Source organism: Pseudomonas sp. F9001 (assembly GCF_013385435.1).
In the GTDB taxonomy this organism is placed as follows: domain Bacteria; phylum Pseudomonadota; class Gammaproteobacteria; order Pseudomonadales; family Pseudomonadaceae; genus Aquipseudomonas.
Genome location: NZ_JACAPX010000020.1, coordinates 64580 through 78079 on the forward strand (window position 1 = coordinate 64580; position 13500 = coordinate 78079).

The 13500-nt window shown below is 62.1% G+C and carries 13 protein-coding genes; 4 read left to right on the forward strand and 9 right to left on the reverse strand.

Translation table 11 applies throughout. The features are described 5' to 3' along the window. Positions 1-133: 133 nt before the first annotated feature. From HX818_RS20105 to HX818_RS20135, 7 genes are all read right to left on the reverse strand, one after another. Complete coding sequence (locus tag HX818_RS20105; RefSeq protein WP_087693604.1) at positions 134-1630, reverse strand: YdgA family protein; 1497 nt, start codon at positions 1628-1630, stop codon at positions 134-136. A 266-nt stretch (positions 1631-1896) separates the two neighbouring features. Then, a complete protein-coding gene (locus tag HX818_RS20110; protein WP_003218188.1) occupies positions 1897-2529 on the reverse strand; it encodes a hypothetical protein in 633 nt (210 codons plus the stop codon). 81 nt (positions 2530-2610) lie between these two features. Continuing rightward, positions 2611-4053, reverse strand: coding sequence for an efflux transporter outer membrane subunit (locus tag HX818_RS20115; RefSeq protein ID WP_008433656.1), 1443 nt, complete (start codon positions 4051-4053; stop codon positions 2611-2613). Next, positions 4050-4940 (reverse strand): efflux RND transporter periplasmic adaptor subunit, encoded by an 891-nt coding sequence (locus HX818_RS20120; RefSeq protein WP_003218191.1) that lies wholly within the window; start codon positions 4938-4940, stop codon positions 4050-4052. Before HX818_RS20120 ends, HX818_RS20115 begins: the two co-directional genes overlap by 4 nt. Then, on the reverse strand, positions 4937-5146 hold the full coding sequence (locus HX818_RS20125) for a DUF1656 domain-containing protein (RefSeq protein WP_003218193.1): 210 nt from the start codon (positions 5144-5146) through the stop codon (positions 4937-4939). The genes HX818_RS20120 and HX818_RS20125 overlap by 4 nt, the downstream gene beginning before the upstream one ends. Further along, positions 5143-7221, reverse strand: a complete 2079-nt coding sequence (locus HX818_RS20130; RefSeq protein WP_177020623.1) for an FUSC family protein — start codon at positions 7219-7221, stop codon at positions 5143-5145. The genes HX818_RS20125 and HX818_RS20130 overlap by 4 nt, the downstream gene beginning before the upstream one ends. Then, on the reverse strand, positions 7218-7649 hold the full coding sequence (locus tag HX818_RS20135) for a MarR family winged helix-turn-helix transcriptional regulator (RefSeq protein WP_008433651.1): 432 nt from the start codon (positions 7647-7649) through the stop codon (positions 7218-7220). The genes HX818_RS20130 and HX818_RS20135 overlap by 4 nt, the downstream gene beginning before the upstream one ends. 260 nt (positions 7650-7909) lie before the next feature. Between HX818_RS20135 and HX818_RS20140 the strand changes: the two genes are divergently transcribed. After that, positions 7910-8188: a hypothetical protein gene (locus tag HX818_RS20140; protein WP_003218199.1), complete on the forward strand. Its 279-nt coding sequence runs from the start codon at positions 7910-7912 to the stop codon at positions 8186-8188. Next, a complete protein-coding gene (locus HX818_RS20145) occupies positions 8185-8478 on the forward strand; it encodes a type II toxin-antitoxin system RelE/ParE family toxin (RefSeq protein WP_177020624.1) in 294 nt (97 codons plus the stop codon). Before HX818_RS20140 ends, HX818_RS20145 begins: the two co-directional genes overlap by 4 nt. A gap of 4 nt (positions 8479-8482) precedes the next feature. Here HX818_RS20145 and HX818_RS20150 read toward each other — a convergent pair whose 3' ends face one another. Beyond that, positions 8483-8728: a DUF2789 domain-containing protein gene (locus HX818_RS20150; RefSeq protein WP_177020625.1), complete on the reverse strand. Its 246-nt coding sequence runs from the start codon at positions 8726-8728 to the stop codon at positions 8483-8485. A gap of 75 nt (positions 8729-8803) precedes the next feature. Continuing rightward, positions 8804-10411: a glycosyltransferase family 39 protein gene (locus HX818_RS20155; RefSeq protein WP_371315731.1), complete on the reverse strand. Its 1608-nt coding sequence runs from the start codon at positions 10409-10411 to the stop codon at positions 8804-8806. A gap of 210 nt (positions 10412-10621) precedes the next feature. On the opposite strand from HX818_RS20155, the gene HX818_RS20160 reads away from it, so the two are divergent. Then, on the forward strand, positions 10622-12784 hold the full coding sequence (locus HX818_RS20160) for an outer membrane assembly lipoprotein YfiO (protein ID WP_177020627.1): 2163 nt from the start codon (positions 10622-10624) through the stop codon (positions 12782-12784). A gap of 3 nt (positions 12785-12787) precedes the next feature. Further along, complete coding sequence (locus tag HX818_RS20165) at positions 12788-13492, forward strand: DUF3142 domain-containing protein (RefSeq protein WP_177020628.1); 705 nt, start codon at positions 12788-12790, stop codon at positions 13490-13492. Positions 13493-13500: the final 8 nt, after the last annotated feature.

Here is a 13500-nt window from a genome sequence, read left to right on the forward strand (position 1 = left end):
ACGACACTCCAGGCGGCCGGCATCTGATGACGCGGCCAAGCTTTCCCGGGGCGCAATATCCTTGAGGGGGGTACAAAAAAGGCCAATTCAGAACAATTGTTCAGAATTGGCCTACATCACTTTGAGCCGAATCTTATTGAGCGCCGCTGACCGCGCCGAACTTGCCCAGCACAAAACCAATGAATTGCTCGACGGTCATTTTCTGGCCGTTGAAGGTCACTTCATTGTTGGCGTAGTGCAGCTTGGACACGATATCGGTACCCACCAGGGTCGCCAGTTGAGTACCCACGGCCATGCCGCTGATCATCTCGCTGGCCATCTGGGATTGCTGCTCGATGGCTTTCGGGTCGGTCACACCACCGATCTGCGCCTGCAGGCCGGCAACGTCCTGGATCATCGGCTTGGACAGGGTCAGGTTGGCGTCCAGCAGCGCAACGATTTGCTTGCCCAGTTCAACCGGCGGCAGGTCCATGCTCGACGGCTTGGCGAAGTCCGCCACCAGGTTGAAGCGGCTCTCGCCATTGGTGGTTTTCAGCGACAGGTTTTCTACCGCCACTTGCGGCTTGGCAGCCAGCAGTTGGTCGACGTTGGCCTGGGCCAGGGTCTGCTCGGCTTCGGTCAGTTGCAACTCAGGCACGGGCTGGCCAGCAGCGGCAGCGGCCTGGGCCGGCTGTACTTTTTCCTGGTAGAGCTTGGTCAGTACCAGCATCGACGGGATGTCGACGTTCTTCATGCTGACGGCCATGGCCGCCGAACCCACGGGCTTGCCCTGGTAACCGATCTCGTCGATCTTGTAGTCGACGCGGCCGGCCAGGTTGTTGTCCTTGGTTTCGCTGCTGTCTTTCTGCTCAAAGTTCTTGAGAGTCAGCACTGCTTGCTGCGGGCCGAAGGTGACCTTGGTGTTGGTCAGCTCGACGGTGTTTTGCCCGGTGTAGAAACCGAAGGTGGTTTTTTCCAGGTTGCTGGCGATGGTCAGGCCGCTCAGCTCCGCATCCAGCTTGGCGTTGTTGGCATCGACAACCGAGACCTTGAGGCTGTCCATGTAGCCGCTGGCCTTGACCTTCTTGCCTTCGGCGGTGGAGTCGAAGTCGAGGTTGGCGCCGGAGAAGCTCACGGCCGACTTGTCGTCCTTGAGTTCCAGGGGCAGCAGTTCAACGTTGCCGGTCACCGAGCGGTCATAGCCGATGTTGGCCACGCCTTTGAGGGGCGACACGTCCTTGCTGGCAGCGAACCATTTTTCGGTGGTGGGGTTTTTCTCGAGTTCGTAGTGACTGGTGGCCATGACCGGCAGCCACTTCAGCGACACCAGGCGCGAGAACGGCAGCGGGCCGTGTTCGATATGGTCGACGAACAGCAGTTCGGTGTCCTGATGATTTTCGCCGAACACCGCGCCCTGGGCCTTGAGGCGATAGTGGGCGGTGCTGCTGAACAGCTGACGGTCGAGGGAGACCAGTTCGAGGGTCACAGTGCCGTCGACACCGGCCATGGAGGTCTGCAGTTCCTTGTTGGCGTCCTGGATGGCGGTTTGCAGCACCGGCTCCAGTTGCTTGCCGGTGTACCAGGCACCGCCTGCGCTGATTGCACCAATGGCGACGACGATACCCAAGAGAACGACTGCTGGCTTATTCATGTAGTGACCTGATCAAATCCTGTGAAGTGGGCTGTCTTCCCTGAACCCCGAAGGGTGTCGGCTCAAGCCCGCCGAAATCCGGGGAAGATTAGCATTGGCTGGCGTATGCAGCCCAATTTTTCAATAGGCGCAGACTTCAGCGCTGAACGGTAAAGTGCCTTCGCGAGCAAGCCCGCTCCCACATTCGATCGAGTTCCATCTTTGGAATGCAGTCGAATGTGGGAGCGGGCTTGCTCGCGAAGGCGTCAGTACAGACACCACAGATTTCAGGAATACTCGGTTTCGATCTCATCGAGTTGATGGTCGAAGCTTTTCAGGCGCGCCGTCCACGTATACACCAGCACCTCAAACTCACGGTGAATCACCGCATTGCCCGGCGTATCCGACTTGGGATCATAAAAATCCAGCTGGTAACGCTCCCGCGCCATCGCAGTGGCCACATCGGATAATTCCCGGGCGTTATTCAGCCAATGCCGTCCGTCGGCGACTTGCCGATCAAGCATCACGCATTGTTTTTTCAGGGCTTCGAGGCTTTTTTCCAGCGGTGTGCCGGTCAGTTCGCCCATGACTTCCTGGAAGGTGCGCCCCGGCTGCCAGTAGCTGCCCCAGAAGTAGCGGTCGAACACCGTCTCGACCCGGCGCAGGGCAACCTTGGTATCCCAGATCGCCACGCGGGTCTTGCCTTGTTCGAGCAGTCTTCGCTTGATTCGCTGGCCCTGGTAGGAGGCCCAGGCCACCACGCCGATGGACAGCACCGCGATCAGCGCGCTGGCGCTGTCGAGGAACACCATGGCCTTGTCGATTTGATGGGCCAGCATGATGCCGTAGAAGTAAGTCGCCGATAGCAACACCAGTGCGAAGAACACGCACCAGAAAGCGGGAGCATAAGGGTTTTTCATTATTGGAATCCCCATGAGCAAACGCGAGCAGTGACCAGCGGACCATCACGTAAGTCCGCCTGTCAAAGCATAGCAATCAGCTCAGGGTTTGCTGGCTTGTGTGGCTTGCGTTCGTCCACTTTCCCAGCCACCGCCCAGGGCCAGGAACAAATCGATCTGGCTCATGGCAACCTGGGTGTTCGCCGCCGCCAATTGCGCCCGCACGTCGGTGTAGGTGCGAGTGGCTTGCAGGTCAGCCAGGAACGACGCGCGGCCGGCCTGGAAGAACCGGTGCGTCTGCTCCGCCGCCTCTTTGGCCGACGCGCCGGCATCCGCCAGGGCATCGCGGCGTTGCAGTTGCGCGGTGTATTGCGCGAGGCCGGTCTGGGTTTCACGGATAGCGTTGAGCACCACCCCGTCGAAGTGCGCCAGGGCGCCCTGGGTCGCGGCTTCGGCTTCGTGGATGCGGGCGCGGGCGCCGTTGGTCGGCAGCGTCCAGCTGATCAGCGGGCCAAAGCCCCAACGGTTGGTGGCCGGGGTGCCGAGGTCATCCAGGATGCCGACGGTGCCCACGGTGGCGCCGATACTGATGTCCGGGTACAGCGCGCCGGTGGCCACACCGATGCGCGCGGTGGCCGCCGCCAGTTGGCGTTCGGCCTGGCGCACGTCAGGGCGACGCTTGAGCAGCGTGGCGCCATCGCCCACCGGCAGCAGTTGCGCGATGTGCGGCAGTTCGGCGCATTGGGCAGTGCCGGCCGGCAGTTGATCCAGCGGCCTGGCCAGCAACATCGACAGGCGGAACAGCCCGGCCTGGCGCAGTGCTTCATAGCGCGGCATTTCGGCGCGCAAGGATTTGTATTGGGTTTGCGAACGGGTGACCTGGGTTTCATCACCGCGCCCGGCATCCCGCAGGCGCTGGGTCAGGTGCGTGCTCTGGGCTTGCAGGTCGAGGGACTCGTTGGCGATCGCCAGCTCTTCGTTGGCCGCACACACCTGGGTGTAGGAGCGCACCACGTCCGCCACCAGGGTGATACGGGCGATATCAGACGCCGCCTGGGCCGCATCGGCAGTGGCCTGGGAGCTTTCAATGCCGCGCTGCAAGGTGCCGAACAAATCGAATTGATAGGAGGTGCTGATACTGGCGCTGCCGATATTCGCCACCGGGACTTTTTCCGTCAGCAAATAGGCCTCACCCGATTCTTGCAGGCGCTGGGCTTCGGCCTTGGCCCCGGCACTCCAGCCGCCGGCCGATTCGGCTTGCTGCACCTGATAGCGCGAGCGCTGCAAGTTGGCCGCAGCCACCCGCAGGTCGGTGTTGGAGGCCATGGCCTGCTCCACCAGCTTATCCAGGCGCGGGTCCTGGTAAAGCTTCCACCAGTCCGCCGGTACCGGCGCCGACACCACATTGCTGCCCTCCCCGGCCAACTGGCCCTGAAGGTCACCGCGGTTCACGGCCGCCTTGTCCGGCAGCTTGTAATCGGGCCCCACCACTTGGCAGGCCGACAGCAACAACCCCAGCCCGGCGGTTGCTAAAAGCCGTTTCATGGCTTGTTCTCCGACTTGGGTTGGTCGTCGATGATCGACACGGTGGCGGTGCGCCCGGCAATCATGCGGAAGTCTGCCGGCACATCGTCAAACGCAATGCGCACCGGAATCCGCTGGGCCAGGCGCACCCAGCTGAACGCCGGGTTGACGTTGGGCAGCAGGTTGGAGCCGCTGGTGCGGTCACGGTCTTCGATACCGGCGACGATGCTCTGCACATGCCCGCGCAGGCGAGCGTTGTCGCCGATCACGCGGATATCGACACTCTGGCCGACGTGAATGCCGTCGAGCTTGGTCTCTTCAAAATAGCCGTCGATGTGGAACGAGTTGCTGTCCACCACCGACAACACCGGGCGCCCGGCGGTCACGAACTCCTGGTTACGCGGCGCACGGTCGTTGATGTAGCCGTCCACGGGGCTGCGGATCACCGAGCGGTCCAGGTTGAGTTGCGCGGCATCCACCGCCACTTGCGACTCGGCCAGGGCCGATTGGGCACGGGCGACGCGGGACTGGCTTTCTTCCAGTTGCTCGCTGGCCACCAGGTTGCCGAGGCCACGGTTACGCTTGTTCTCGCGCACGGCCTGGGCCAGGGTTTCCTGACGGTCGGCCACGGCGGCCTGGGCCTGGCGCAGGGCCAGCTTGAAACGGTCCTGGTCGACGGAGAACAGCACCTGGCCGCGCACCACCAACTGGTTATCGCGCACGTCCACTTGCTGGATCAGCCCGGACACGTCCGGGGCGATCTGCACGATGTCGGCACGGATGTGGCCGTCACGGGTCCACGGCGCGAACATGTAGTACATCACCATGCGCCACACCACGACGCAGGCGAAGGTCACCACCAGTAACGTCAGGACTACACGGCCAATGGTCAAAAAAGGTTTTTTCATGTCATGAGGTATCGACTGAGTGAATCCACTGCGCCCAGCAACAGAGCGTAGAGACCCACATTGAACAATGCCCGGTGCCAGACCAGGCGATAGAAGTGGACGCGGGTCAACAGCCCGTGCACCACCAGGTACAACACATACGTAATGCCCATCAGCACCAGCAACGTGGGCAGGAACACCCCGCTGATATCCAGATCACCGATCATAAAGGCGCTCCATCGGGTAACGGCGCTTCCATCTCTGTGCCGCCAAGAAATTCCACGCCGGGCAACAGCGCCAGGCGCAAGCCGCTGAGGGCGTGCAACAAATGCAGGCGGGTTTCGTCCTCGCCTTGCAGTCCCTGGCCGTTGAGGGCGCGGCGGGTACGGTCGAGGGTCATCAGCAGACCGCTGGGGGCCGGCAGACGTTCACCGGCCTTGAGGCAGGCCTTGAAGTAACCGCCGACGCCTTCCACCACCTGGTTCAACAACACACGCGGCACCCCGAGGATGCGCGGCGAGTACGCCAGCAGGTCCAGCAGGTTCAGCGCCACCCGCACTTCGCGCAGGGCGATGCCGGTGTCCTGGCCGGTCATGGCCAGGCGCGGCAGGTGTTGCATCAGGCGGTCGAGCATTTGCACGCCCATCTTGCGGTGTTCGGCCAGGGTCGCAGGCTCGGTCAGGGTGACGATGTCGCGCCAGCTGAAACGGGTCAGGCGCTTGGCCGCAAGCTCAGCGCCGAACGGCCGGGCAATCAGGGTCCAGACAAAGGCGAACAACAGGCCCACCGGGCCCGCCAGGTTGGAGTTGGCGAAGGCCAGGAAGTCCGCGTCGTAGGCACCCTGGATGCTGATGAACGACGAGGTGTTGACCAGCGTCAGCAGCATGCCGAGGTAGAAGCGCGGCTGTACCGTCAGCGTGCCGATGCAGATAAAGGGCACCGAAAACGCCAGCACCAGCATCGGGAAATCATGCAGGTTGGGCAGCACCAGAAACAGGTAGAGGCTGGCGAACAGCACCGACATCGCGGTCCAGAAAAAGAACCGGTAGATCTGCGGCGCCGGGTCGTCCATGGAGGCGAAGAAGCTGCAGGCCACCGCCGCGAGGATCACCGCGCTGCCACCGTCGGTCCAGCCCAGCAGGATCCACAGCACCGAGGCGACGATGATCGCGGTGACGGTGGAAAACGCCGAGTAGAACATCAGGCCCCGGTCGAGGAATGGCGTCAGCCGGCCCAGGCGCCAGTGGCGGTAAACTGCGCGCCAGCTGTCCTGGCTTTCGCACTGGATGGCGGCTTGCAGGCTGCGGCAGTCCTGCCACAGATCCACCCACTCGCCCAGGCGATACAGGGCGTTGGAGAACAGCAACTGATGGCGGTCATCCAGGGCGTCGGCATCGGGTTGCAGGGCTTCGATCTGGTCGCGCAGGACACGCCAGCGTTCGAGGGGCGCATCCTTTTGCGTGCTGACCAGCCACTCGTTGGCGGCGGTCAGCAGCGGCGTGAAGCGCTCGAGCAACTCCGGGGCGCGGTGTTCCAGGGCGTACACGGCGTCGTCCAGTGCGTCGATCACCGGCAGCAGGTGGATCATCCGCCCGCGCAGCTCCTTTGTATTGCGCACCGTTTGCGGCCGGGAGCCCTCGTGGGGCAGTTGGCCGATCATCAATTCCAGGGTGTTGAAGGTAGCGACCATGCCGCCGCGCAGGGTGCTGATTTCCTCGGGTTGCACATTGCGGCTGAGAAAGCGCTGGCTGTAGACCTGGGCGTCGGCAAACCACTTGCTCACCGAGTCATCGAACACCGGCGCCAGGCGTCGCGGCCAGAACATCGCCCCCACCACCGCCGCCACGGCGATGCCGAGGAAGATCTCTTCGGTCCGCGCTTCGGCCACATCCCACACCGCCAGCGGGTTATCCACCACCGGCAGGGCGATCAGCGGCAAGGTGTAGCCGGCCAGCATCAGCGCATAGCTGTTGGCGGTGCGCAGGTGCAGGGACAGGAACAGCAGAATCCCGGTCCACAGCGCGATCACCACCACCAGCAAGTAAGGCGTCTGCACAAACATCGGCACAAAAAACACCGCTGCGGCCGCCCCCATGAAGGTACCGACCGCCCGGTACAGCGCCTTGGAGCTGGTAGGGCCGACAAACGGGCTGGACACGATATACACCGTGGCCATCGCCCAATACGGACGCGGCATTTGCATCAGCATGGCGATGTACAACGCGATCATTGAAGCGGCGAATGTCCTTACGCCATAGAACCAATCCCTGGCCGGCGGCATGCCGGTAAAAAATCCGTTCAAGAACTCACAACCATGGGATGTTGATTGGCACCTTCGAAGGCCCGCAGTACACGCAAAGCAGCTTCCAGGTCATCGGGGTCGATTGTCGCCAGCACCTCGCGGCGCAGGCGCACCAGTTGCTGTTCCACTGCCTGCACCAGCTCGCGGCCACGCGCGGTGAGGCTCAAGGCCTTGGCGCGGCGGTCGTGGATGTCTTCGGTGCGGCACACATAGCCAGAACTGCACAGCTGATCCAACAGGCGCACCAGGGACGGGCTTTCCATCCCGGCGGCCTGGGCCACCTTGACCTGATGCACACCGTCGCCGAGGCGGCCGATCATCAGCAGCGGCACGGCGCAGGCTTCGGAGATGCCATAGCTGACGAGCGTGGTCTGGCAGATTTTGCGCCAGGTCCTGGCACCTACCACCATGCTGCTGCTGATGTTCATCTGGAGTTGTTCGAGGGTCTGGGACACTGGATTATTCGCATACAGTTAGTTTGCTAACTATCAATATGGTCGATGGATCCAATGCAGTCAAGTTTTGATACAAATTTGCGGATGGGTGGATGGCCCGTGGGCTAAGTAAAGCTGGTTTGGGGAAAGGTGGTTTGCTGTCAGCAACCGTCAGTCGCCTCGCTCAGCTCACATGCGTCGCCAGGTATGCACGTTGTATATACTTCGTACATACCAATCTAGAGCATTCACTTATGTCAAAACTAGCCGTTTTCACCTTGAAGCTTGAGTCGGAACTACGCGACCAATTCATGGCCGAGTGCGAGGCTACCCACCGTCCTGCATCGCAAATCGTGCGAGATATGATGCGTCAGTTTGTCCAGGCCCAGCAGGAATCACGGGAGTACGACGCGTTCTTGCAGCGTAAAGTAGACGCCTCTCGCGCCTCGATACAGGCAGGCAGAGAGATTTCCAATGAGGATTTGGAAGCTGAGTTTTCTGCGAAACGTGCTCACGTAGATAATCAGGAATGAGGGTTGCCTGGACGCCGGAAGCGGCGCAGGACCGTAGGGATATCTGGGACTTTTTATTTGAGAAAACCCCACAAGCCGCAGCCGATATGGATCGACGCTTCAGCAGTGCAGTGCTGGGGCTGGCAAAACACCCAGAAATCGGCCCACTCGGCAGGATCACAGGCACACGCGAAGTCATTCCTCATCCAAGCTACCGCCTTGTTTACCAACTTGAGCCCGACGTAGTAAGGGTCGTGGCGCTTGTGCACACCGCTCGCCAATGGCCACCAGAGAAAGCAACCGCCTCTTGACGGCCTAGACTCCTCGCCCCTCTCTCAACCGCAAATTCAACTCATCCACCACCTCCGCCCAATCCGCGTCCTCCAGAATCTCTTCACGCAAAAACGCCCGCTGGGGCGGCGTCCAGAAAAACGCTTCCGCCAGATGCAATTCGGGCTTGAGTGGGGAGTGGACCGCGATGAACCGCTCGATGCTGACCGGGTCATCGGGCAAACCGAGCTGTTTGAACAACGATGGCAAGTTGTGGACTGGGGATTCCATGAGGCGTTCCTGGAGAGAGGGTTCACCTGAGTCTAGCCCCCCAGGCGAACATAAACCTCTCAGGTGTTGCGCGGATTAATCGCAGCCCTCACGGTGCACGCCCGCTGGCGCGTTACACAGCACGAACAGCCGGGCCCGCGCGCCGCCGCCGTCCTGTTGGCTGAGCTGACGCCATCCGGCCGGCAACGGGGCAAACTCATCCGGCGGCTCCGCGGCGCTGATCAGCCATACACGCTGGATCTCGGCGGGTAACGCCGACAAGCGATCAAGGTAGATGCGCCCGCCATCCTGGTCCACCAGGGTGCCAAAACCATAGGCATTAGGCCGGGTGGACTTGCCGGCGGCGGTCGGCGGTGTGAAAAGCTGCAACTGGGCGTCGGTCTCGTCGTAATAGACGTAGGGCAGGTACCACAGCATGTCGCTGATGACGATGCGGTCATCTTCCTGGTAGTTGCGATTGACGAACTCCACCACCACGTTGAACTGATCATGCTCATCGACGGTGGAGTTGGTCTTCACGCCCACCAGCTCGACCCCGACAAACAACACGAAGACTGCCGCTGCTGCGAGCGGCAGGCGCGGCGACAGACGGTCGACGGCCAACGCCACGATGATCGGCAAACTCATCGCGTAGGCGGTGAGATAACGCTCGATAAACACCGGGGAAATAAACGAAACCCCATAGACCAGCAGCACCGGCAGCATGAAAAAAAGCCCCAGCAGCCAGCCAAAGCGAAAGCGGCTTTGATCGCGCCAGGCAGTCACACCGACCAGCGCCATCAGCAATAACGGAAACACCACAAAGAGCGGTCGCCACAAGTGGTCGCCGGGGTCCTGAATGAGGAACTGCCACACCATCGACGGCACGGAATACAGGTTGACCGGGTCTTCCCAGCCAATATCACCGCCCACCTTGAGTTCTTCGGTGTGCTGCACCAGGCCCAGCAGATTCGGGAGCCAGGGCAAGTACAGCAACACAATGGCAACGTTGGCCACCCACCAGCCCGCACGCGTGACCAGGCGCAGGCCGCCGGCCCGTGGCTGGCGCAGCAACAGCAGCCATGACCAATGCACCAGCACGCACAACGCGGTGAAATAGTGGGTGTAGAAGGCTGCCGTCATCAACAGCGCATAGGCCACCAGATAGCGCTTGCGCTCAGGCTGGCGGACCCAATACACCAGGGCCAGGGTGGCGGCCAGCAGCCACACGCCCAGCAGCGAATACATCCGCACTTCCTGGCTGTAGCGCACTGCCGTGGGCAGCAACGCCAACAGAATCCCGGCCAGCACCGCCGCGCGACGGGTCGCGACCAGCCTTGTCAGCCAGATTCCCAGGCCGACTGCGACCACACCGGGGATCGCACTCATGCTGCGCAGGGAGAAAATGCTGTCGCCGAACACCTCGATCCAGCCGCGCAGCATGAAGAAATACAGCGGCGGATGAACGTCATGTGCGGCGTGAAACCACAGGTCTTCCAGGGAATACTCGGCGAGCAGCAGGCTTGAACCTTCATCGCCCCAGATGGCGGAGGCGGTCAGGCCATAGAAACGCACGGCCATGGCCAACGCCACCAGCGGTACCCACCACAACCGAGCCAGCCAGCCGGCATTCTCCCAAAGGCCAGGATTGAGCACGGGCAATGCCCCGGCCTTGTTGTCTTGTTCCGCCACAGAGCGTCGCACCTCTACTTCCTCACCCACTACTGAACCTGCGCTTGCGCGAACACCCGCCACTCTAGGTCAAAAGGCCTTGATTCGCCCGCTGTTTTGCATGGACTTGACCAACCATCCGCCAATCGGACAAATCTGAATTTTGCGCAGGACGTCTCCGACGCTTTCATCGGATCACGCTATGATTGCTGCCTTCCATGGATTCAGGATCAAGGACATTTCATGCGCATCGGTCTTCTGTCACCCCTGGCACTGGCATTGCTCGCCACCCTTCCCCTCCAGGCCCACGCCAGCGGCGATGACTCTTGCTACCCGGATTGGCGGGTGTCGCGCAACAGCCTGGACGTGTGCAGCAACCTGCCCTTCCTGAGCCCCGGCAATGACAGCCGGGTCAACCTGCGGCTGTTGCTGGCGGACAAAAACGTCATGCCGCTGGCGCCGAATGCCTTGGGCGAGCAGGACGTGTCCGAAGGATTTGGCCCGGTGCCCTTTCCGGTGTATCGGCTTATGCCGGCTGCGGATGAGCCCGACAACAAACCCGACGACTCGCGCACCGCCGAACTGGATGCACTGCTCAGCCCGCTGGGCATCACCCGCGACGACGCCAAGACCGCCGGTGAAGCCTTCCTTTCCGGCGAAGGCAGCCGCTGCCGCAGCAACGCCGATGACAGCGCCGCCGCGTTTATCAGCCAGGTGGTGAAGGCCGATGTACCGCAGGCCGAGCGCCAGTTACTGGCCAAGCTGCGGCTGCAGATGCTCGGCAGTTGTTCCTCGGACGGCGTAGCGGCAGGCGAGGCCGACCAAATCAAATCGGCAGACGGCCAGGCATTGCTCACCTATCTGAAAGCCGCCGGGGACTTTTACAGCGGACGCTTCAGCGATGCGCAAAAAGGTTTTGCCGGGCTGACGAGCAGCTCGCTGCCCTGGCTGAAGGAAACAGCGCTGTACATGACCGCCCGCACCGCGCTGAACGACGCCCAGCAAAATGCCTTCGATGAATACGGCACGCCGTCGCTTGAACATGTGGATAAGTCTGCCCTGCAACGGGCCGAAAGCGCTTTCGACGACTACCTGAAAACTTATCCACAGGGCGAATACGCCGCCTCCGCCCGTGGCCTGTTGCGCCGGGTGCACTGGCTGGCGCCCAACCCCGACAAACTGGCGGACGACTTTGCCTGGCAACTGACCCAGGCCACCGATGCCCAGCGCAACGTGTCGCTGGATGAACTGGTGCAGGAAGCGGACACCAAGCTGCTGACCAGCACCACGGCACCTGTGGGCAACCCGCTGATCCTGGCCCTCAACGACCTGATGTGGATGCGTGCCGGTGAGCCGCCGAAGCTCACGCGTGAAGCGCTCGATGCACAAAAAGCGGTGTTCGCGCAGGAGCCCGCGCTGTATGCCTACGTGCAGGCGGCGTTTGCCCTGAACGTCGAGCATCAGCCCGACCGTGCCTTGAAGCTGCTGCCGCAAGACGTGCCGTCGAATCTCGACTACTTCGCTTTCAGCCAACAGACCCTGCGTGGCCTCGCGCTGGAAGCCAAGGAAGACTGGAAAGCCGCCGAGGCGCTGTGGCTGCAACTGCTGCCGCTGGCCAAGCAACCGTTGCAACGTGACCAGCTGGAGCTGGCCTTGGCGATGAACTACGAACGCAGCGGCCAGTTGGCCAAGGTATTCGCTGCCGACTCACCGATCAGCGCCAAACAGGTGCGCTATATCCTGCTGCGCAACGTCGCCGGTCCCGACCTGCTGCGCCAGCAGCTTGCCCATGCCGAAGACCCGGTAGAGCGCCAGACTGCGCAATTCACGCTGCTCTATAAAGACCTGCTGCGCGGCCAGTTCGAGACCTTTGCCGAGGACCTCAAGCAACTGCCCGCCTCGGTTCCCGATGACAAGCTCGGCACCAGCCTGGGTTACGTCTACAGCGGCGGCCAGTCGTTGAGACTGTTCCAGTGGAACGGTGACAAGGCCGAGTCCGGCTACACCTGCCCGAGCATCGCGCAAATCGCCAGTACCTTGCAGGCCGATCCGAAAAACCCGCAGGGCCTGAACTGCCTGGGGGAATTCGTCCTGCGTAACGGCCTGGACGGCATGCCCCTGGAACAAGCGCGCTCCGCCGGCAGCCTGGGCAGCACTGCCTCGCCCTTCAAGGGTGAAACCTTCTCGCGACTGGAGGGCTACAAGCGGGTGATCGGCAATCCCAAGGCACCGCGAAACGACAAGGCCTACGCGCTGTTTCGTGCCATCAACTGCTACGGACCTTCGGGCTACAACAGTTGCGGTGGCGAGGACGTCGACAAGAACGTGCGCAAAGGCTGGTTCCGCCAGTTGAAAACCGGGTTCGCCGACACCCAGTGGGGCAAGTCGCTGCAGTACTACTGGTAAGCCGTGAAGCGCTTCTGGCTGGCCCTGCTCCTGCTGGCAAGCCCGGCCTTCGGCGCGGTGGACGCCCGCGACCATGACGCGTTCTGGCTGTGGAGCGGCGTCGCGCCGCAGCCGGTGCTCAAGCAGGCGAAAACCCTGTACATCCTCCAGGGCCAGATCAACTCGACCCGCCGCGCGCCCCGGCGTGGCGTGCAATTCATCGCCCAGGGCATGAGCGTGCCGCGCATCACCCAGGGTGAAATCTGGGTGGTGTACCGCGCCCACACCCTGCACTGGCCCGAGTCGGTCTACAGCCAGATGCTCGGCCAGGTGCAACGCTGGCGGGATGCGGGCAATCCGGTGATGGGCATCCAGATCGACTTCGATGCGCGCACGCAATACCTCGACGAATACGCGGACTTCCTGCGTGACCTGCGTCAACGCTTGCCCAAGGACCTACGCCTGAGCATCACCGGGCTGATGGACTGGAGCAGCAACGCCGACCCGGCCGCCATCGCACAACTCAAGGACGTGATTGATGAAGTGGTGGTGCAGACCTACCAGGGCCGCCACAGCATCCCGGACTACGCGGCGTATCTGCCACGCATGAACCGGTTGGGGGTGCCGTTCAAGATTGGGTTGATTCAGGGTGGGGCATGGGAGGAGCCGGGGTATTTGAAGGGGAGTGAGTGGTTTCGCGGGTATGTGGTGTTTTTGCAGAATCCCTGAGTGCCCAC

Excerpts from the sequence above, each read along its gene's own strand:
- HX818_RS20115 (WP_008433656.1), bottom strand. The coding sequence starts at position 4,053 with ATGAAACGGCTTTTAGCAACCGCCGGGCTGGGGTTGTTGCTGTCGGCC.
- HX818_RS20160 (WP_177020627.1), top strand. The coding sequence starts at position 10,622 with ATGCGCATCGGTCTTCTGTCACCCCTGGCACTGGCATTGCTCGCCACC.
- HX818_RS20145 (WP_177020624.1), top strand. The coding sequence starts at position 8,185 with ATGAGGGTTGCCTGGACGCCGGAAGCGGCGCAGGACCGTAGGGATATC.
- HX818_RS20150 (WP_177020625.1), bottom strand. The coding sequence starts at position 8,728 with ATGGAATCCCCAGTCCACAACTTGCCATCGTTGTTCAAACAGCTCGGT.
- HX818_RS20110 (WP_003218188.1), bottom strand. The coding sequence starts at position 2,529 with ATGAAAAACCCTTATGCTCCCGCTTTCTGGTGCGTGTTCTTCGCACTG.
- HX818_RS20105 (WP_087693604.1), bottom strand. The coding sequence starts at position 1,630 with ATGAATAAGCCAGCAGTCGTTCTCTTGGGTATCGTCGTCGCCATTGGT.
- HX818_RS20140 (WP_003218199.1), top strand. The coding sequence starts at position 7,910 with ATGTCAAAACTAGCCGTTTTCACCTTGAAGCTTGAGTCGGAACTACGC.
- HX818_RS20125 (WP_003218193.1), bottom strand. The coding sequence starts at position 5,146 with ATGATCGGTGATCTGGATATCAGCGGGGTGTTCCTGCCCACGTTGCTG.
- HX818_RS20135 (WP_008433651.1), bottom strand. The coding sequence starts at position 7,649 with ATGAACATCAGCAGCAGCATGGTGGTAGGTGCCAGGACCTGGCGCAAA.
- HX818_RS20120 (WP_003218191.1), bottom strand. The coding sequence starts at position 4,940 with ATGAAAAAACCTTTTTTGACCATTGGCCGTGTAGTCCTGACGTTACTG.